Source organism: Arthrobacter antioxidans, from assembly GCF_023100725.1.
Taxonomy (GTDB): domain Bacteria; phylum Actinomycetota; class Actinomycetes; order Actinomycetales; family Micrococcaceae; genus Arthrobacter_D; species Arthrobacter_D antioxidans.
The window spans coordinates 2087721-2107548 of sequence record NZ_CP095501.1 but is presented as its reverse complement, the minus strand read 5'-3'; the positions used below and the strand labels follow the sequence as shown (position 1 = coordinate 2107548).

General features: G+C 69.4%; 17 protein-coding genes and 1 pseudogene. 6 read left to right on the top strand and 12 right to left on the bottom strand.

Annotation, left to right across the window (positions count from 1 at the left end; translation table 11 throughout):
• Positions 1–105 precede the first annotated feature (105 nt).
• The 5 genes from ileS (at position 106) to MWM45_RS09645 (ending at position 6774) form a co-directional block, all read left to right on the top strand.
• Complete coding sequence (ileS, locus tag MWM45_RS09665; protein ID WP_418909673.1) at positions 106–3405, top strand: isoleucine--tRNA ligase; 3300 nt, start codon at positions 106–108, stop codon at positions 3403–3405.
• On the top strand, positions 3398–4801 hold the full coding sequence (locus tag MWM45_RS09660; RefSeq protein ID WP_247826267.1) for a bifunctional folylpolyglutamate synthase/dihydrofolate synthase: 1404 nt from the start codon (positions 3398–3400) through the stop codon (positions 4799–4801). Before ileS ends, MWM45_RS09660 begins: the two co-directional genes overlap by 8 nt.
• 8 nt (positions 4802–4809) lie before the next feature.
• The gene (locus MWM45_RS09655; protein WP_247826266.1) at positions 4810–5256 is read left to right on the top strand and encodes a DUF4233 domain-containing protein; all 447 of its coding nucleotides are present in this window, start codon (positions 4810–4812) and stop codon (positions 5254–5256) included.
• Positions 5257–5326: 70 nt separating this feature from the next.
• A complete protein-coding gene (gene ndk / locus MWM45_RS09650) occupies positions 5327–5743 on the top strand; it encodes a nucleoside-diphosphate kinase (protein ID WP_043445620.1) in 417 nt (138 codons plus the stop codon).
• A gap of 65 nt (positions 5744–5808) precedes the next feature.
• Positions 5809–6774: an aldo/keto reductase gene (locus MWM45_RS09645; RefSeq protein WP_247826265.1), complete on the top strand. Its 966-nt coding sequence runs from the start codon at positions 5809–5811 to the stop codon at positions 6772–6774.
• A 136-nt stretch (positions 6775–6910) separates the two neighbouring features.
• On the opposite strand, the pseudogene MWM45_RS17770 reads toward MWM45_RS09645, so the two are convergent.
• The 5 genes and pseudogenes from MWM45_RS17770 to MWM45_RS09625 form a co-directional block, all read right to left on the bottom strand.
• Positions 6911–7039, bottom strand: a pseudogene (locus MWM45_RS17770) (alcohol dehydrogenase catalytic domain-containing protein); the annotation flags it as partial.
• A gap of 97 nt (positions 7040–7136) precedes the next feature.
• Positions 7137–7751, bottom strand: coding sequence for a TetR/AcrR family transcriptional regulator (locus tag MWM45_RS09640; RefSeq protein ID WP_247826264.1), 615 nt, complete (start codon positions 7749–7751; stop codon positions 7137–7139).
• Position 7752: 1 nt separating this feature from the next.
• Positions 7753–8415 (bottom strand): hypothetical protein, encoded by a 663-nt coding sequence (locus MWM45_RS09635; RefSeq protein WP_247826263.1) that lies wholly within the window; start codon positions 8413–8415, stop codon positions 7753–7755.
• Positions 8416–8681: 266 nt separating this feature from the next.
• Positions 8682–9104, bottom strand: coding sequence for an anthrone oxygenase family protein (locus MWM45_RS09630; RefSeq protein ID WP_247826262.1), 423 nt, complete (start codon positions 9102–9104; stop codon positions 8682–8684).
• Positions 9101–9907 carry an SDR family oxidoreductase gene (locus tag MWM45_RS09625; RefSeq protein WP_247826261.1) on the bottom strand — a complete coding sequence of 269 codons (807 nt, stop codon included), beginning with the start codon at positions 9905–9907 and terminating at the stop codon, positions 9101–9103. Before MWM45_RS09625 ends, MWM45_RS09630 begins: the two co-directional genes overlap by 4 nt.
• 81 nt (positions 9908–9988) lie before the next feature.
• Between MWM45_RS09625 and MWM45_RS09620 the strand changes: the two genes are divergently transcribed.
• A complete protein-coding gene (locus tag MWM45_RS09620) occupies positions 9989–10939 on the top strand; it encodes an AraC family transcriptional regulator (protein ID WP_247826260.1) in 951 nt (316 codons plus the stop codon).
• 144 nt (positions 10940–11083) lie between these two features.
• Here MWM45_RS09620 and MWM45_RS09615 read toward each other — a convergent pair whose 3' ends face one another.
• From MWM45_RS09615 to MWM45_RS09585, 7 genes are all read right to left on the bottom strand, one after another.
• Complete coding sequence (locus MWM45_RS09615; RefSeq protein ID WP_247826259.1) at positions 11084–13210, bottom strand: 3-hydroxyacyl-CoA dehydrogenase NAD-binding domain-containing protein; 2127 nt, start codon at positions 13208–13210, stop codon at positions 11084–11086.
• Positions 13207–14472 carry a thiolase family protein gene (locus tag MWM45_RS09610; RefSeq protein ID WP_247826258.1) on the bottom strand — a complete coding sequence of 422 codons (1266 nt, stop codon included), beginning with the start codon at positions 14470–14472 and terminating at the stop codon, positions 13207–13209. Before MWM45_RS09610 ends, MWM45_RS09615 begins: the two co-directional genes overlap by 4 nt.
• An 85-nt stretch (positions 14473–14557) precedes the next feature.
• Entirely contained in the window at positions 14558–15865 is a 1308-nt protein-coding gene (locus tag MWM45_RS09605) for an HRDC domain-containing protein (RefSeq protein WP_247826257.1), read from the bottom strand.
• A gap of 73 nt (positions 15866–15938) precedes the next feature.
• Positions 15939–16574 carry a DUF3000 domain-containing protein gene (locus MWM45_RS09600; protein WP_418909672.1) on the bottom strand — a complete coding sequence of 212 codons (636 nt, stop codon included), beginning with the start codon at positions 16572–16574 and terminating at the stop codon, positions 15939–15941.
• Between the two features lie 53 nt (positions 16575–16627).
• Positions 16628–17707, bottom strand: coding sequence for a threonine aldolase family protein (locus tag MWM45_RS09595; RefSeq protein WP_247826256.1), 1080 nt, complete (start codon positions 17705–17707; stop codon positions 16628–16630).
• A 7-nt stretch (positions 17708–17714) separates the two neighbouring features.
• Entirely contained in the window at positions 17715–18422 is a 708-nt protein-coding gene (locus MWM45_RS09590; RefSeq protein WP_247826255.1) for an SDR family NAD(P)-dependent oxidoreductase, read from the bottom strand.
• Positions 18419–19783, bottom strand: coding sequence for a DUF6421 family protein (locus MWM45_RS09585; RefSeq protein WP_247826254.1), 1365 nt, complete (start codon positions 19781–19783; stop codon positions 18419–18421). The genes MWM45_RS09590 and MWM45_RS09585 overlap by 4 nt, the downstream gene beginning before the upstream one ends.
• Positions 19784–19828 lie beyond the last annotated feature (45 nt).

Below are 19828 nucleotides of genomic sequence, written 5' to 3'. Positions count from 1 at the left end.
CTGGACCCTCGCGGCCGGTCAGGCAACCGGTGGCGGGAGACAGTGTCCCGTCCTCACGGCAGGACTCCTGCACCACCCGACGCCGCCGTACACAGGATGAGACCCATGCCGCAGATCTACCCCAAAGCAGTGTCGCCCGACGACGGCGGCACCCCCTCCGCCGGGACCAGCGCCTCCCCGCGCTTCCCCGAGCTCGAAGAGCGCGTCCTCCGCTACTGGCAGGAGGACGGCACCTTCCAGGCGTCCATCGACCACCGCGACGCCGGCGTCGACGGCTCCAACGAGTTCGTGTTCTACGACGGACCGCCGTTCGCCAACGGCCTCCCCCACTACGGCCACCTCCTCACGGGCTACGCCAAGGACCTCGTGGGCCGCTACCAGACGCAGCGCGGACGCCGCGTGGAGCGGCGCTTCGGCTGGGACACGCACGGCCTGCCCGCCGAACTCGAGGCGATGAAGCAGCTCGGCATGACCGACAAGCAGCAGATCCTAGCGATGGGCATCGACAAGTTCAACGACGCCTCCCGGGCGTCCGTGATGAAGTACGCGGGGGAGTGGCGCGACTACGTGACCCGCCAGGCGCGCTGGGTGGACTTCGACAACGACTACAAGACGCTCAACCCCGAGTACATGGAGTCCGTCCTCTGGGCCTTCAAGACCCTGCACCAGAAGGGCCTCACCTACAACGGGTACCGCGTGCTGCCGTACTGCTGGAACGACGAGACGCCGCTGTCCAACCACGAGCTGCGCATGGACGAGGACGTCTACCAGGACCGCCAGGACCAGACCGTCACGGTCACGTTCCCCCTCCTTCCCGGCGACTCGGCCCTCTCGAAGGACCTCGCCGGCGTGCAGGCCCTCGCCTGGACCACCACGCCCTGGACCCTGCCCACCAACGCGGCGCTCGCCGTCGGACCGGACATCAGCTACGTCGTCGTCGAGGGTCGGCGCGACGACGAGGGCGGCCGCTACCTGATCGCCGAGGAGCTCCTCGGCAACTATGCCAAGGACCTCGGCTTCGCCGATGCCGCCGCCGCGCGCGAGGCCGTGACCTCCCGCCACCTCGGCACCGAGCTGGAGGGGCTCACCTACCAGCCCCTGTGGGACTACCTCGCGGACCCCGAGGAGGGCGGCTACCGCAACGCCTTCCGCATCCTCGTCGCGGACTACGTCACGACGACGGACGGCACCGGACTCGTCCACCAGGCTCCCGCCTACGGCGAGGAGGACCAGAAGATCTGCGAGGAAGCCGGCATCCAGGTGATCCTCTCGGTCGACGAGGGCGCGAAGTTCCTGCCCATGTTCGGCAGCGGACCGCTCGCGGAGATCGTGGGCCTGCAGGTCTTCGAGGCCAACCGGCACATCACACGCGTCCTGAAGTCCGAGGGGCGCCTGGTGCGCCAGTCCAGCTACGTGCACAGCTACCCGCACTGCTGGCGCTGCCGCAACCCGCTGATCTACCGCGCCGTGTCCTCCTGGTATGTCGAGGTGACGAAGATCCGTGACCGCATGGTGGAACTGAACCAGGACATCACCTGGATCCCGGGCAACGTCAAGGACGGCCAGTTCGGCAAGTGGCTCTCCAACGCGCGCGACTGGTCCATCAGCCGCAACCGCTTCTGGGGCAGCCCCATCCCCGTCTGGCAGTCGGACAACCCCGAGTACCCGCGCACCGACGTCTACGGCTCGCTCGCCGAGCTCAAGGCGGACTTCGGGCGCCTGCCCGTCAACACGCAGGGCGAGGTGGACCTCCACCGCCCCTTCATCGACGAGCTCACGCGGCCCAACCCGGACGACCCCACCGGGCAGTCCACCATGCGCCGCGTGGAGGACGTCCTGGATGTCTGGTTCGACTCCGGGTCCATGCCCTACGGCCAGGTGCACTATCCGTTCGAGAACGAGCAGTGGTTCGACACGCACAACCCGGCGGACTTCATCGTCGAGTACATCGGGCAGACCCGCGGCTGGTTCTACATGCTGCACATCCTGTCCACGGCGCTCTTCGACCGGCCGGCGTTCCGCAACGTCATCAGCCACGGCATCGTCCTGGGCTCCGACGGCCAGAAGATGTCCAAGAGCCTGCGCAACTACCCCGACGTCTCGGAGGTCTTCGACCGCGACGGCTCGGACGCCATGCGCTGGTTCCTCATGGCATCGCCGATCCTCCGGGGCGGCAACCTGGTGGTCACGGAGCAGGGCATCCGGGACGGCGTCCGCCAGGTCATCCTGCCGCTGTGGAACGTCTGGCACTTCTTCAGCCTCTACACCAACGCGGCGAACGCCGGCGAGGGCTACGAGGCGAAGACCGTGACGCCGGAGGCGGCCGCGCAGCTGGCAGAGCCGATCGACCGCTACATCCTCGCCAACACGGGGAACCTCGTCCGCGACCTGACCGGGGCGCTCGACGCGTTCACGATCAGCGACGCCTGCGAATCCCTGCGCCGCTACCTCGACACGCTCACCAACTGGTACGTGCGCCGCAGCCGCCAGCGTTTCTTCGACGAGGACACCGACGCGTTCGACGTCCTCTACACGTGCCTCGAGGCCGTCTGCCGCGTCGCCGCACCGCTGCTTCCCCTCGTCACCGAGGAGATCTGGCGGGGCCTCACGGGTGGGCGCTCCGTCCACCTCACCGACTGGCCCGAGGCGACGTCGTTCCCGGCCGCCCCGGATCTCGTGGAGCAGATGGACCGCACGCGTGCCGTGTGCTCCGTCGGCTCCAGCCTGCGCAAGGCCGCGAACCTCCGGGTGCGGCTCCCGCTCCGGGAACTCACCGTCGTCGCGCCCGGCGCCGCGGACCTCGCCGGGCAGTACGCGACGATCATCGCCGACGAGCTGAACCTCAAGGGCGTGCGCCTGATCGACGCGGCCGACGCCGAACCGGCCGAGTTCGGCATCACCCAGCGGCTCGTGGTCAACGCCCGCGCCGCGGGACCACGGCTGGGCAAGAACGTCCAGACGGTGATCAAGGCCTCGAAGTCCGGCGACTGGCAGGTCGACGACGACGGCGGCGTCACCGCGGGCGGCCTCGCCCTCGAACCGCACGAGTACACCCTCGACACGGTGGTGGAGGGCAACGACGCCGCCTCGAAGGCGGTGACGGTCCTGCCCGGTGGCGGGTTCCTGGTCCTGGACACCGAGGTGACGGCGGACCTGGCCGCGGAGGGGACGGCCCGTGACGCGATCCGTGCCATCCAGCAGGCCCGCCGCGATGCCGACCTCGACATCAGCGACCGCATCCGCACCACCGTCGGCGTCGCCGCCGAGCAGGTCGGAGCACTCGAGGCGAACGCCGGGCTCATCAGGGCCGAGACGCTGACCCTCGAACTGCGCATCGAGGCCGTCGCCGACGCGGGCGACGACTTCACCATCACCGTCGAGAAGCAGGAGCAGCAGCATGGATGACACGACCGGCACGGACGGCACCGACGGCACGGGGAGCAGCACCGGACTGGATGCCTTCTCGGTCGAGAGCGTGTACGCGGAGCTCCTCGGCCGAGCCCCGGAGAACAGGATGGAGCCGCGCATGGCGCCGCTCCACCGGGCGATGGAGATCCTCGGCGAGCCCAACAGGGCGTTCCCGATCATCCACATCACCGGCACCAACGGGAAGACCTCGACCGCGCGCATGATCGAGAGCATCCTCCTGGCACACGACCTGCGGACCGGCCGCTTCACGAGCCCGCACCTCTCGCGGGTCACCGAGCGCATCAGCATCGACGGGGAACCGGTCACGGACGAGACGTTCGTCCGGGTCTGGGACGAGATCAAGCCCTACCTCGACATCGTCGACGGGGAACTCCTCGTCGCCGGGGAACCCCGCCTGACCTACTTCGAGTGCGTCACCATCCTCGCGTTCGCGATCTTCGCGGACGAACCGATCGACGTCGGCGTCATCGAGGTGGGCCTCGGCGGGATCACCGACGCCACGAACGTCGGCGACGGGCAGGTGGCGGTCGTCACGCCGATCTCCCTGGACCACACCGAGCTGCTCGGCGACACCGTCGAGGACATCGCCCTCGAGAAGGCGGGCATCATCAAGCCCGGCTCCTTCCTGGTCAGCGCGATCCAGCCCCGCGACGCCGCGCAGGTCCTGCTCGAGCGGGCCCGCGAGGTCGGGGCGGAGTTCCGCTTCGAAGGCGTCGAGTTCGGCGTCGAATCCCGCACCGTCGCCGTGGGTGGCCAGGTGGTGTCCCTCACCGGGCTCGCCGGCCGCTACGGCGAACTGCTGGTGCCCCTGCACGGTGAGCACCAGGCGGAGAACGCGGCTGTCGCCGTCGCCGCCGTCGAGGCGTTCCTCGGCGGTGGTGAGCGCGAGCTGGAGACGGAGCTCGTCCGCAACGGGCTGCGGGCCGTCACCTCGCCCGGCCGCCTCGAGGTGGTCCGGACCGCGCCGAGCATCATCGTGGACGCGGCGCACAACCCCGCCGGGGCGCGTGCCGCGGCGAAGGGCATCAACGAGGCGTTCGATTTCAGCCGGCTCGTGCTGGTCATCGGGGTCCTCGAGGACAAGGACGTCGCGGGCATGCTGGCAGAGCTGCACGAGGAGCTCGGCGGCATCCTCGAGGACGTCTGCCTGACGCAGTCGACGTCCCCCCGGTCCGTGCCGGCCGCCGACCTCCTGCAGCCCGCCCTGGCGGCCGGGTTCGCGGAGGAGAACATCACCATCCTCCCAGGGCTCGACGACGCCCTGGAGTGGGCGGTGATGAAGGCCGAGGAGAACAACGACCTCTCCGGCGGCATCCTCGTCACCGGATCCATCACGGTGGTCGGGGAAACCCGCACCCTCCTCGGGAAGTAGGCCCACGCATGGCACGACGCATGACGAAGGCGCAGCGCGAGTGGCGGCCCGGCATGCCGAAGAAGCGGCGGTCCACCAAGGTCCTGTTCGCCTCGACGGTCCTCTTCCTCGAGGCGTTCGTGGTGTTCTTCGCGACGCTCGCGGTGTTCGGCCTGCGCCGCGACGAGATCTCGCCGGTCCTCATCCTGACCACAGGGCTCCTCCTCAGTGTGGTGCTGGTGCTCACCTGCGCCGTCCTGACGAAGAAGTGGGGCATCGCGCTCGGCTGGGTCCTCCAGCTCGTCCTCATCGCCGGGGGCTTCCTGGAACCCGTGATGTTCGTCGTCGGCCTGGCCTTCGCCCTCACCTGGCTGTACGGGATCCGGCAGGGCATCCGCGTGGACCGCGAGAACGTGGAGCGGGACCGGCTGCAGGCGGAATGGGAGAAGGCGAACCCCGAGGAGCAGGGGCTTTAGTAGAGTCGAACCCGGTACCAGCTGTCCCATCCGCGCCGTCCGCGACGGCGCATGCATCCCAGGAGTCACCATGAGCGTTGAGCGCACCCTTGTCCTCGTCAAGCCCGACGGCGTGTCCCGCGGCCTGACGGGCACCATCCTGTCCCGTGTCGAGGCGAAGGGCTACACCATCGCCGAACTGAAGCGCGTGCACGCCACCCGCGAGCTGCTCGAGGAGCACTACGCCGAGCACGTCGGGAAGCCCTTCTACGAGCCGCTCGTCGAATTCATGCTGAGCGGCCCGATCGTCGCGGCCGTCTTCGAGGGTGAGCGCGTCATCGAGGGGTTCCGCTCGGTGGCGGGGACCACGGACCCGACGACGGCGGCGCCCGGCACCATCCGCGGCGACTTCGGGCGCGACTGGGGCCTGAAGGTCCAGCAGAACCTCGTGCACGGCTCCGACTCGGCGGAGTCCGCCGAGCGGGAGATCGGCATCTGGTTCGCCTGACGCCACCGTGAACACCGTTGCCCCGGGTCGTGTGCCTGGGGCAACTGTGTTGGTAGGTTAGGGGCATGATGACCTATCGCAGACTGGGCTCCTCGGGGCTCAGCGTCTCCACCGTCGGGCTCGGCTGCAACAACCTGGGCCGGGCCGGCACCACCTCCGAGTCGCAGGAGGGTACCGACGCCGTCGTGCATGCGGCGATCGACGCCGGGATCACCCTGTTCGACGTCGCCGACATGTACGGCAGGGCGCCCGGTGTCAGCGAGGTGCAGCTCGGCAAGGCCCTCGGCGGCCGGCGCGACGACGTCGTCCTCGCCACGAAGTTCGGCCTCGACATGGACGGCGTCAACGGGCCCGACTGGGGCGCCCGCGGCTCCCGCCGCTACATCATCCGTGCGGTCGAGGCCTCCCTGAGGCGCCTCGGCACCGAGTGGATCGACCTGTACCAGTACCACGCGCCGGACCCGCTGACGCCCATCGAGGAGACCCTCGCTGCCCTCGACGACCTCGTGACGAGCGGCAAGGTGCGCTACCTCGGGCACTCCAACTTCGCAGGCTGGCAGATCGCCGAGGCCGAGTTCACGGCACGCAGCGGCGGCTACACGCCGTTCATCTCCGCGCAGAACCCCTACAACCTGCTGGACCGTCGCCTCGAACGCGAGGTGGTCCCCGCCGTCGAGGCCTACGGGCTGGGCGTCCTGCCGTACTTCCCGCTCGCCAACGGACTGCTCACCGGCAAGTACCGGCGCAACGAGGTCCCCGCCCGGAGCAGGTTCACCCACTCACGCAAGAACGTGCTGGAGACCGCGGACTGGGACCAGCTCGAGGCCTTCGGCGCGTTCGCGGCCGAACGGGATGTCACCGAGGTCCAGGTGGCCTTCTCGTGGCTCGCCGCTCAGCCGTCCGTCGGGTCCGTGATCGCCGGTGCCACGTCGTCCGAACAGGTGCGGCAGAACGCGGCGGCGGCCGACTGGACGCCGTCGGACGACGACCTCGCCGCACTGGACGCGATCTTCCCGCGCCCGGCGGCCTGAGCCGGATTCGGCGAGCCGCATGGACGGTCGGAATCGACGCCCGCGTGAACCAGCACGAAATGACTGCGCAGGGTTGGCGAGAGGCACGACCGACACGTAGGTACCTCGCCGGATAGGCCGAGAGCGCGCCCACCTGCTCTACCGTTCCCGCGAGGTCGGACCCAAGCACGAGAGGCATCGGGTGTCGGATGAAGAACCTGAACTGTCCTGCGCGCAGCGCCGCGTCGGCCGAGTTCAGGCCTGCGGCGACGACCATGACCGCGACCTGATCCGGGCCACCTGTGGCACCGGGAGTTCCGTGATGCTCGGCACCTCCGCCCCGCCGTGTCGCTCAATGGCCACGGTCTTCATTGTTGTGGCGGTCATTTCTGCTCCCTTCGTATCCATCCGTCGAGGAGCATGTCCACGAAACCGCGGCCAAGCTCCGTTCTCGCTTGGAGGGTCGGCAGATACCGGGCCGGCACGGAGTGGACGCTCTGCACGAGGGACACCAGGGCCATCGCTGCCTGATCCGGGTCCGTGATCGACAGCGCCTCGGATGGTGCGTCTCGCGCCGCATTGAGGGCGGCCGCGATGGGTCCCCGGAGCGAGTCGTATGCTAGCTCGGCGAGCTCGTCTGCGGCGGCTGAATGCAGGGCGGGGAAATCCGCCAAAGCCATCCGCGCCACATCCACCGGGGGGTGGGAGGTGAACCAATCCGCCACGGCGTAGAGCGGCTCCCGGACCCCTGACGGAGCAGTCGCAACGGCCTCCTCGAGCCCCCGGCGATGTTCGTGGAAGCTGGCTGTCATCACGTCGACGTAGATCTGTTCCTTGCCGCCCGGGAAGTAGTGGTAGATCGACGCGTGATGCAGGCCCGAGGCCACCGCGATATCCCTCAGCTTGACGGATGAGAATCCCCGGGCTGCAAACAGTTTCTCCGCTTCGGTGAGCAACTTTGCGCGGGAAGACCTGTTCAGGCTCTTCGGCCGTGCCATCTCAGGCTCCCGCCGTGGGCGCGGGACCCGAAGACGGGCTGGGAGATGTACTCGCGGGAGACTCATCGGTGCGCAGCATCCGGGTCCTCTGCCGCCGGGTACGCAGGTGCGCCACCGTCGACCAGGTCAGCATGAGGACCGCGAAGGTGAGGACCAGACCGGAGAGGAGGACGACGCTCAGCACGATCTTCGCCGCTTTCACTCCCACCGCGATCACGGCCCATGACCCAAGGCCATCCGGGTCCCAGATCGCCAGCATGAAGAAGACGTTCTCGGTCCAGTCGAACAGCGCCCCGACCAGAGGAATGAGCACCACCAGGTTGACCGACGGGAATCCCCGCAGCCTCTCCAGCACGGTGAGCGACCGCGCCAGAACGAGACAGAGGAGCACGGACGCCGCGAGGGGAAAGACGGTATCGACCACCAGGAACGAGAGATACGCCTGGCGTGCGGGCCCGTCGTACAGCGGAGCCTGTACGAGGATCGACTCGACACTCAGAGGCGTCTGCAGGTCGAACGGCGGATATCCGACGAATCGATCGACGCGGGCACCCGTAGCCTGCAGCAGGATCAGGGAGCCCGCCGTCGCGACTACGGCCACGGCGATCACCCACCACGTCCGCGACGCAACGACGATGGCGGAAGCCAGACAGTGCGACATCATCCACATCCCTTCGATTGATCAACCAACATGTTGGTTAAATTATTGCCCCCTGGTATGGGACAGGCAAGAGACCGTCTCCAAAGCTCGCCGTCGCTCGACGCCTCTTGCAGCAGGGTGTCTGTTCGGAACTCTGAGTGCACCGCGCGGAGCGCTGTTTTGCGGCAAGCAGGTCCACCGGACCGTGTCCTGGGTGCCCGTCACCAGTGCTGCGGGCATTGCCGCGCCCGGCACCTGGTCCGTTCACGAGCCCAACCGCACCGCGGCACTCACCGGATGGCACTTCCAAGGCCCACTGCGGTGATGGCCGCGATGGCACGGATCGTGTTCGCTGCTGTCCAGCGACGATGATAGGTCGGCCAGAATGTCGTGCCTTCCCTCTCCAGCCGACGATTGAGGGGAACGTTCACTGCCAGGGTGATGACAGTGCTGGCGAGGGATGCCCCAGCGATTGCGAGATCCCCTCCGGCGCCGCGAGGTAGAGCGCTCACCGCCATCCCCAGCGCCGCGACAGCGGCGGCGCCGAAGATCACGATGAAAGGCCCCCGTTCGGCGGCTTGGTTGATGGCGATCATCGTGGTGGTCGCGGTCTGGTCATCACGGCGTCGTAGCGCTGGCATCACCATCACCGAGAACGCCGTATACACGCCACCGACGAGACCGGCTCCGACGACCGCAGCAATCTGGATCACGCCCAGACTCCCGTCTCGGCCGCTACACGAGCGTAGGAGCTGAAAGGTGAGGCCCGTCTGCCCAGGAGTTGTTCGATGCCGTCGCCGAGAGACGCGTTCCTGCCATCGAGAATCTCAGTGAAGAGGTAGGCGAGTGGCTCGGCGTCCTCCCGAGGGATACCGTCCACGGCGAGATCGGCAACAAAGGTCGGTACATCAACAGGCTCGAAAGCTATGCCTCGACCACAGACGCCGCTGAGGACGGCTACCACATCGGTGAACGTCAATAGCTCCGGCCCGGACAATTCGTAAACAGCGTCGCGCGGCACCGTACGCGTCAGTGCGCGAACCGCAGCGTCCGCCACATCATCGAGGTCGACAAATGCCTCAGGTACGTCGGGGGCCGGCAACCGCAGGCTGCCGCGACGGACCGGGCCGGTGAGGAAATGTTCGGAGAAGTTCTGTTGGAACCATGAACAGCGCAGCACGGTCGTCGGCACGCCCCCGGCACGCAGGGCGGTTTCGCTCGCCCTGGCGCCTTCCTCGCCCCGGCCCGAGAGCAGGACCAGTCGCTCGAGGCCCGATCGTGCAGCGAGCCGCCCGAATGCCTCCATTTTCCCGGGTACCCCGGGGAGTGCCAGATCAGGGCTGAAACACACATATGCGGCTGACATCCCCTCCAGCGCAGCAGGCCATGTCTCCGGGTGGTGCCAGTCGAACCCGGTCCGGCGTGAAGCGAGTCGCGTCGGCACTCCGCGGGTAGTGAGCCGGTGGTGGATGCGTGCTCCGGTGCGGCCTGCGCCGCCGAGGATAAGGATTGTCATGAGCCCAGTACACCGCCGGATTCTAGGACTTTGAATAGCTGAAGCTCGTGATTTCCTTCGTGATCGTCTAGCCTTCCTGACATGGACCCGCTGACGCATTTCCTCGACGGGCCACGGGCCGCCAGGGCTTTCGCCCTCTCCGTGCATATGAGCGCACCCTGGGGGATCGCGGTCCGCGACAACGCCGCCTTGACTGTCCTCGCCGTGACGAAGGGACAGGCCCGTGTCGATGGAATGCTCCTCGAGGAGGGTGACGTTGCCCTTGTGCGCGGGCCAGAACCGTACGAGGTGACCGATGCGGCCGGTAGCGTCCCGACGCTTGAAATCGGTCCCGGACAGCGATGCACCACCGTCGAGAAACACGACGTTCGGGACGAATTGCGCCACGGTATCCGGCGGTGGGGTAACGCCAAGGACGGCGAGACGTCCCTCCTCGTGGGAACGTACGAGCGCCCGGATCAGGCCGGCGGGATTGTTGCCCGTGCCCTGCCTCGACTCGCCATCGTCCGCCAGGAGGACGCTGATTCAACCCTTGTTGAGCTCCTGGCCCGCGAACTCGCCCACGATGATCCTGCCGCCCAAGTCGTCGTCGACCGCCTCCTGGACGTCCTCGTTGTCAGCACGATCCGCGGCTGGTTCGACAGCCCTGAGTCATCTACGGGGCCGACGTGGTTGACATGTGATGACCCCATCGTCACAAAGGCGCTGGAGCAATTGCACGCAGCACCTGAGATGCCCTGGACCGTTGGAAGCCTCGCTGACCATGTCAACACATCCAGGGCGTCCCTAGCCGCTCGCTTCCGGTCAACCGTTGGCGAGCCCCCGATGAGCTACCTCACCCGCTGGCGGATGACCCTCGCCGGGGACCTTCTGCACGCACCAGGCACCAGAACCATCTCGCAGATCGCCCACACCGTCGGCTACACCAACGCCTACTCCTTCAGCACCGCCTTCAGACGTCACCTAGGACTCACACCCACCGAGTACCGCCACCATCATCCCGCCCTGTCCGACGGGGACGGAACTCGCTAGGCCGACACTTCGGAAGTGACCGTCAGGCGGTCGACCACCACACGCGGCTGAACCCTGGGGCTGTGGAGGACCTCCACGCGTGGCTGCTGGAGCGAGCCGGCTGAGCGCCGCTCGGACCGGCGCTTTCGCGCGTCAGGCGATGCGTCAGGCCTGGTGGAACCGCTTCCCGTTGACGCGCTCGGACGCACCGACGCGGTCCAGATAGGGGGTGATACCGCCCAGGTGCATGGGCCAGCCGGCACCCATGATCATGCAGAGGTCGATGTCCTCGGGAGCCGCGACGACGCCCTCGTCGAGCATGCGCCCGATCTCGTCCGCCAGGGCGTCCTGCGTGCGGCGCAGCACCTCGTCCGAGGACGACGGGCTGTCCCCGCGTTCCATGAGCGCCAGCGTCTGCTCGGGCACCACCGAGGAACCGTCCTCCTGCTTCTCCCACAGACCCTTCACTCCGGCGTCGATCAGCTTCTGCTGGTTCGCCGAGACGTGGAAGCGGTCGCCGAAGGCGGTGTGCAGCGACTCCTGCACGTGCTGCCCGACCGGCAGGCCCACGAGGGCGAGCAGCCGGAACGGCGTCATGGGCATGCCCATGGGCCGGAGGGCGTTGTCCGCGGTCTCCGCGTCCGTCCCCTCATCGAAGACCGCGGTGATCTCACCGAACATGCGGCCGAGGATGCGGTTGACCACGAACGCCGGCGCATCCTGCACGAGGACGGCGTTCTTCTTCAGGCCCTTCGCGAGGACGAAGGCGGTCGAGAGCACGGTGTCGTCCGTCTTCGGTGCGCGGACCACCTCGAGCAGCGGCATGGCCGCCACCGGGTTGAAGAAGTGGAAGCCGACCACGCGTTCGGGGTGCACGAGGTCCGCAGCCATCTCGGCCACGGACAGTGAGGACGTGTTGGTCGCGAGGATGCACTCGGGCGAGACGACGGCCTCGACCTCCGCGAAGACCTGCTTCTTGACCGACATCTCCTCGAAGACCGCCTCGATCACGAAGTCGGCGTCCGCGAAGACGTCCTTCGACACGGAGCCGGTGACGAGTGCCCTGGTGCGGTTCGCGGCGTCCTGTGTCAGGCGCTTCCGCTCGAGCATCTTGTCGATCTCGGCGTGGACGTACGCGACGCCCTTGTCCACCCTGGCCTGGTCGATGTCCGTGAGGACCACCGGCACCCTGAGCTGCCGGGCGAACAGCAGCGCGAGCTGGCTCGCCATGAGCCCGGCACCCACGACGCCGACCTTCGAGACCGGGCGGGCAAGCTTCCTGTCCGGAGCGCCGGCGGGGCGCTTGCCACGCTTCTGCACGAGGTCCAGGAAGGCGTAGACCGTGGCATGGAACTCGGGCGTCTGCATGAGTTCGGCGAGGGCCGTGCACTCCGCAGCCGCCGACTCCTTCCGGGACAGCGTGAGGCCCGCTTCGAGCAGGTCGAGCACCCGCGACGGCGCCGGAGCGGCGTTGCTGGTCTTCGCCTCGACGAACCGGCGGCCCGCCGCGACGGCGCCGGTCCATGTGGCGTCGTCGTACCGGGCGAGCCCGGCACGCCGCTGCTCGACGGCGTCCGCGGCCTCGCCGCCGTTGATCACCCGCGCAGCCCAGAGCAGGGACTGCTCGATGTAGTCGGCGGGCTCGAAGAGGGCGTCCGCGATGCCCAGCTCGTACGCGGTGCGGCCGTCCAGGCTCCGGTTGTTGCTGAGCGGGTTCTCGATCATGACCTTTACCGCGTTGGCGGGGCCGATGAGGCGGGGGAGGCGGTAGACGCCGCCCCAGCCCGGGACGAGACCGATGAAGGCCTCGGGCAGGCCGATGCCGTTGGCACCCGAGGACACGGTGCGGTACGTCGCCGCGAGGGCGATCTCCAGGCCGCCGCCCAGGGCCACGCCGTTGATGAAGGCGAAGCTCGGGACGCCCAGGTCGGCGAGGAGGTCGTACGCCTCATGGCCGAGCTCGGCCATCAGGCGGCCGAGGTGCTCGGACCTGACGCTCTTGACCGTGCTGAGGTCGGCGCCCGCGACGAGGAAATACGGCTTGCCGGTCACGGCGACGGCCGAGATCTCGCCGCGCGCCGCGCGTTCCTTCAGGCCCTCGAGGGTGCGGCCGAATTCGATCAGGGTGTTGGGTCCGAGCGTCGTGGGCTTCGAGTGGTCGAGGTCGTTGTCGAGGGTGATGAGTGCGAGCACCCCGGCCCCCTCGGGCAGCGTGACGTCCTGGACGTAGGAGTGGGTGACGATCTCGGTGGGAACCAGCGCGGCCAGTTCGTCGTAGCGTTCGAAGCTCATGCTGCATCCTGTCCGTAGTGCTCGTGGTGGGGGTTCTCCCAGATGACGGTCGCGCCCATGCCGAGGCCGATGCACATGGTGGTCATGCCATAGCGGACCGAGGGGTCCTCCTCGAACTGGCGGGCGAGCTGGTTCATGAGGCGGACGCCGGAGGAGGCGAGGGGGTGCCCGACGGCGATGGCGCCGCCGTAGCGATTCACGCGCGGGTCGTCGTCGTCGATGCCGAAGTGGTCGAGGAAGCTCAGGACCTGGACGGCGAAGGCCTCGTTGATCTCGAAGAGCCCGACGTCGGTGATGTCCAGGCCGGCCTGCCGTAGCGCCTTCTCCGTGGCGGGGACGGGCCCGATGCCCATGACCTCCGGTTCGACGCCGGCGAAGGCGTAGGCCACCAGGCGCATGCGGACCGGGAGGCCCAGTTCCGCTGCCGCGTCGGCGGAGGCGAGCAGGGCCGCGGTGGCGCCGTCGTTCAGCCCGGCGGCATTGCCTGCGGTGACGCGCCCATGGGCGCGGAACGGTGTGCGCAGCGTCGCGAGGTCCTCGACGGTGGTGCCGGGGCGCGGAGGTTCGTCGACACTGTTGAGGGTCCATCCCGCACCGGGCTTCTTCCCCGCGACCGGCACGAGATCGGGCTGGATGTGCCCTTCCGCGTAGGCCGCGGCGAGCTTCTGCTGGCTCCGCACGGCGTACGCGTCCGTGCGGTCCTTCGTGATGTCCGGGAAGCGGTCGTGGAGGTTCTCGGCGGTGTTGCCCATGTTCAGGGCCGCCGGGTCGACGATGCGCTCCGACATGAAGCGGGGGTTCGGGTCCGCGTCGGCGCCCATCGGGTGGTTGCCCATGTGCTCGACACCGCCGGCGATGACGACGTCGTACGCGCCGAACGCGATGCCGGACGCCGTGGTGGTCACGGCCGTCATGGCGCCCGCGCACATGCGGTCGATCGCGAAGCCGGGGACGGTGCGGGGGAGGCCCGCCAGGAGGGCCGCGGTGCGGCCGATCGTCAGGCCCTGGTCGCCCGTCTGGGTGGTGGCCGCGATCGCGACGTCGTCGATGCGCTCGGGCGGCAGGGACGGGTTGCGGCGCAGGAGGTCGCGGATGCACTTCACCACGAGGTCGTCGGCCCGCATGCCGGCATAGATGCCCTTGTCGCCGGCCTTGCCGAAGGGCGTCCGGACGCCGTCGACGAAGACGACGTCGCGGACGGCGCGTGACGCGCGCGACGTTCTGCCCGTGGGTGTGGGCGTGGTCCCGGTTTCTAGGCTCACCTGGTACTCCTCTTTGAGATGTTGATCCGCGAACATGTTACTGGTCAGTAACATAGCGTGCAAGCGGCCACCCGGGTGCACTCTGCTAGTCGGAAGCCAGGCCCTGGCCTTCCTGCCCGCCCTTGGTCGGCAGCGGGTCCGGGTCGAGGAACGCGACCGTGATGATGGCGGCGACCTGCTCGACCTGCCACGGTCGCGCGCCGAGGTCCGCGAGGGCCGCCGCGACGGACTCGAGCGAGATCTCGGCCGGCGGACGCCAGGCGATGCGGCGCAGGTAGTCCGGGGTCAGCAGGTTCTCCACCGGCATCCCCAGCTTCTCGGCACGCTGCGTCACGCGCGGCCGCGCGGTCTGCAGCCGGGCGGCGGCCTCGGGGTCCTTCTCGGCCCAGACGCGCGGCGGGGGAGGAGCATTGGAGGAGACGTGCAGGGGCGGGAGGTCGGTGAGCTTCCCTGCCTCGCTGATGCACCGGATCCATCGCGGTGCCTCCTTCTGCGCCGCCCGGCCGTGGAACCCCTTGGTCGCCAGCAACTGCGGGACGGTCGTAGGCATGGCCTTGGCCGCGGCGACGATCGCGGAGTCCGGGATCAGCCGGCCGGGGGCGACGTCGCGGCGCTGCGCGAGGTCCTCGCGCTCGAGCCACATCTGGCGCACGGCCGCGAGCTGCCGCCGGTCGCGCAGCTGGTGCAGCCCCGAGGTGCGGCGCCACGGATCCACCCGCGGCTCCGCGGGCGGCGTCTGCCGGATGTGCTCGAACTCCTCCTCGGCGATCGCGAGCTTGCCGTCCTGCTCGAGGAGTGCGGCCAGCTTGTCCCGCAGCTCCGTGAGGACCTCGACGTCGAGCGCCGCGTACCGCAGCCAGGGCTCGGGCAGCGGCCGCTTCGACCAGTCCGCCGCCGAGTGCTCCTTGGCGAGGCTGAAGCCGAGCAGCGATTCGATGACGGCGGCGAGACCCACCCGGGGCAGTCCGGCCAGCCGGGCGGCGAGCTCCGTGTCGAAGAGCCGGTCCGGCCACATGCCGAGCTCGGAGAGGCAGGGGAGGTCCTGGCTGGCGGCGTGCAGGATCCACTCGACGCCGTCGAGGGCGTCGTCGATGATGCGGAGGTCGTCGAAGGGCTCCGGGTCGATGAGCCAGGTGCCCGCCCCCTCACGGCGGATCTGCACGAGGAAGGCGCGCTGCCCGTACCGGAAGCCCGACGCCCGCTCCGCGTCGACACCCGCCGGTCCCGTCCCGGCCGCGAGGGCCGCCGCGGCGCGTTCGAGCCCGGCCTGCGTGTCGATGACCAGGGGCACGCCGTCGCGCGGTTCGGTGAGGGGGAGTGCTTCGGGAATGCCGGCGTCGGCGGGATGGGACGCTTCGGTGCGGTCCGTCTGTTCGGAAGTGTGGGAACTCATGGTGTTTTCAGTCTATCCCGGGGCTTTCCGGGACCCGACGGGCCCTCGTGCGAGTCCTCGCACGCACGCCGCGTCAGGACCGGCGGTGCGGCAGGTGGGCGACCCCGACGGGCAGGGGCGGCACGCCGGCGAAGGTGCACACCATGTCGGTCCAGGCCTCAAGGTGGCGCCGCACGTCGGAGGTGTCGGGCGTCCAAGAGGCCCGGAGCTCGATGTCGATGGTGTCCGGGCGGTCCTCGAGCGTGCCGTAGCTCTCGGAGAGGATCCTGGTGGCGGTGCCGCCCGCGCTGTGATGGCGGGCGCCGTGGTTCCGCAGGGCCTCCACGAGCCAGGTCCAGGCCACGGAGCCGAGGAGGGCGTCGTTGCCCATGTCCGCTTCGAGCTGGGCACGGATGTACGTCACGATCCGGAAGCGGCCGTTCCAGACCTCGGAGCCCGCGGGATCGTAGAGGAGGATGAAGCGGCCCGTCGCGAGCTCCTCCGGGTCGGGTGCGACGATGAGGGAGCGTGCCGGACCGTGGACGGGTACCGGTGGTGCGGGGGCCGCCTCGAACACCTCGGCGCCGAGCGCGACGGCGAACGGGGCGAGGCGCGAGGGTGCGGGGACCTCCTCGAGACGGATCTCACTGCGGCGTGCCGCCTTCCGCAGCCCCGCGAGGGCTTCGAGGAACTCTGCGGGAAGCTCCGACACGCCACCGATTGCACTCACTCCCGCAGGCTATGCCCTGCCGCAGCGCGCGCGGCGGCGGCGCGCCGGGACCGTCAGGCGGACGCCTCCCGGCGGATGGCGTCGATGAAGGCGTCGACGTCCTCCTCGGTGGTGTCGAACGAGCACATCCAGCGGACCTCGCCCGTGGCCTGGTCCCAGTCGTAGAACCGGAAGCTCTCGCGGATGCGGTCCGCAGCCCCGGGGGGCAGGATCGCGAAGACCGCGTTCGCGGTGGTCTCCTGCGTCAGCGTCACGCCCGGGATCCCACGGACCCCCTCCGTGAGGCGGGCCGCCATGGCGTTCGCGTGGGACGCCGAACGGAGCCACAGGTCCCCGTCGAGCAGGGCGATGAGCTGGGCGGAGACGAAGCGCATCTTCGAGGCGAGCTGCATGTTGAGCTTGCGGAGGTACTCCAGCCCGGTGGACGCCTCCTGGTCCAGCACCACGACGCATTCGCCGAACATGAGGCCGTTCTTGGTGCCGCCGAAGGACAGGATGTCCACGCCGGCGTCCCGCGTGAAGGCGCGGAGGGGCTGGCCCAGCGCCGCTGCCGCGTTGGCGAGCCGGGCGCCGTCCATGTGCAGGCGCATCCCGCGGGCGTGGCAGTGATCGGCGATGGCCTTGATCTCGGCGACCGAGTAGAGCGTGCCGAGCTCCGTGGTCTGCGTGATGGAGACGGCGAGGGGCTGCGCGCGGTGCTGGTCGCCCCATCCCCACGCCTCGCGGTCGATCAGCTCGGGCGTCAGCTTGCCGTCCGGCGTGGGCACGGTCAGGAGCTTGATGCCGCCCACGCGCTCGGGCGCGGCGTTCTCGTCGACGTTGATGTGCGCGGTCTGCGGGCAGATGACGGCGCCCCACCGCGGGAGCATCGACTGCAGGGAGAGGACATTCGCTCCGGTGCCGTTGAAGACGGGGTAGATGGAGATCCCCTCGCCGAAGTGGTGCTCCATCACCTCGAGCAGCCGTGCCGTGTACTGGTCCTCGCCGTAGGCGACCTGGTGTCCCTCGTTCGCCGCCGCGACGGCCGCGAGGACCTCGGGATGCACCCCCGAGTAGTTGTCCGACGCGAAGCTGCGCTGGGTGCGGTCGTGCAGGGAGGCGGGCGGGGCCACGGAGGTCAGGGTATCGGTCACCGTCCCATTATCCCCGAACAGCGTCGATGCGGGTCCCGTTGACCTCCGCGGCCGGCGCCCCGGGCAGTCCGGCGAGGATCGCCGCGAGGTCGTCGACGTGCGTGTAGCCGGGGAAGGTGCGTTCGGGGTGCTGCTCGCGCAGCGCGTCGTCCACGAGGGCCTTGACGACGACGGCGGTCGCGGCCGCCGTCGTGCCGTCCCGGGCGAAGCCGTCGGCGACGGCCAGCATCCAGGCGTCGACGGAGGCCTTCACCGCGGCGTAGGACGCGTTCGCCGCGGTGGGTGCGGCGGCGGCCGTGGCGGAGACGGCGGCGAGCCGGCCTCCGCGCTCGGCCAACTGGTCGTAGAACGCCCGGCTCGTGGTGAACAGGGTCATGAAGACCGAGCGGTGCAGGAAGTCGTAGTCCTCGGTGGTCTGGGTGGTGATGCCCTTGCCGCCGCGCCAGCCGCCGACGAGGTGGAAGAGCGCGTCCGCGCCACCGTGGTCGGCGCGGACGCGGTCGGCGAGGGCGAGGGCCGCGGCCTCGTCGGCCAGGTCGCACGCCTGCCGGTCCACGCCGTCGAGCGCCCCGAACGCCGCGTCGAGGCGGCCGGCGTGGGAGCCGACGGCGACGACGGCGAGTCCGTCCGCCACCAGCCGCCGGGTCAGGGCGATGCCGGCTGCGCTGGTGGCGCCGGCCACGACGGCGGTCCGGGCGCGGGTGCCGCCGCTCATGCCGCGTCCGCCGTGATGCCGGCCGTGGACTCGATGACGGTCCTCATCTTGCGGTCCAGCGCCTCGAAGAACATGGACAGCGGGAACTCGTCGTCGAGGACGGCGTCGGTGAGGGCGCGGGGCGGGCCCATGAGCTCGAGCGCGTCCGGTCCCTTCGCCCACACGGACGCCGGGTGCGGTGTGACCGTGGCCGAGACCAGCTCGTAGGCGGCCAGCCAGTGCGCGATCTTGGGGCGGTCGATGGACCGCCAGTACAGCTGCTCGATCTGCTCGCCGAGGGCGACGACGACGTCGGCCACCTCGTCCCAGTCGATGGTGAGTTTGGTGTCCGTCCAGTGGAGGACGCGGTGCTGGTGCATCCAGGCGAACAGGAGCTGGCCGCCGAGGCCGTCGTAGTTGCGTACGCGGCTGCCCGTGATGCTGAAGCGGAAGATGCGGTCGAAGATCACGGCGAACTGCACGAGCCGGGCGTGCCTGCGCGCCTCGGGGGAGGCGTCGTCGTCCTTGGCGATGCGCACGGATTCGCGGAAGGCCGTCAGGTCGCAGCGCAGTTCCTCGAGCGAGTAGAGGAAGTACGGCATGCGCTGCTTGATCATGAACGGATCGAAGGGCAGGTCGCCGCGCATGTGGGTGCGGTCGTGGATGAGGTCCCACATCACGAAGGTCTCCTCGGCGAGCGTCTGGTCCTCCAGCAGCTCGAGCGCCTCGCCGGGCAGGTCGAGGTGGGTGATCCCGGCGGCGGCGCGGACCACGCGACGGAACCGCGCGGCTTCCCGGTCCGCGAAGATGGCGCCCCACGTGAAGGTGGGCGTGAGGCTCACGGCGACGCTCTCGGGGAAGAGCACCGCGGAGTTCGTGCTGTAGCCGTCGGTGAAGTCGAGGAACCTGATCGGGACGAAGAGGGCGTTGGAGTAGTCGCCCGCCTCCAGTTCGGCGACGAACTCGGGCCACAGCACCTCGACGAGCACGGCCTCGACGAGCCGGCTGGTGCTGCCGTTCTGGGTGTACATGGGGAACACGACGAGGTGTTGCAGGCCGTCCGTGCGGTCCAGCTGCGGCTGGAAGGCGAGCAGCGGTTCGAGGAAGTCGGGGACGGCGAAACCGCCGGCGCGCCATGCCTCGAAGGCCGTCACGGTGCGGGCGAGGTAGTCGGCGTCGTGGGGGAACAGGGGCGCGAGTTCCCCGACGGCGGCGGTGATCCTGCGGGTGTGCTCGGAGGCTGCCGCGTGGTGGTCGGCGTCGGGGATGGAGCCGTCCTTGGCCTGCAGGAGCCGCAGCGCGTGGGCTGCGGCCTTGAGCGCCTTCCAGGCGTCGGTGTGCTGCGGCGTGCTGTCCGCTCGAACGAGGGGGGTGACGGTCATGGCTCCTGCTTTCTCCGGCCGGGACGACTGCTGGTACGTCTGCGG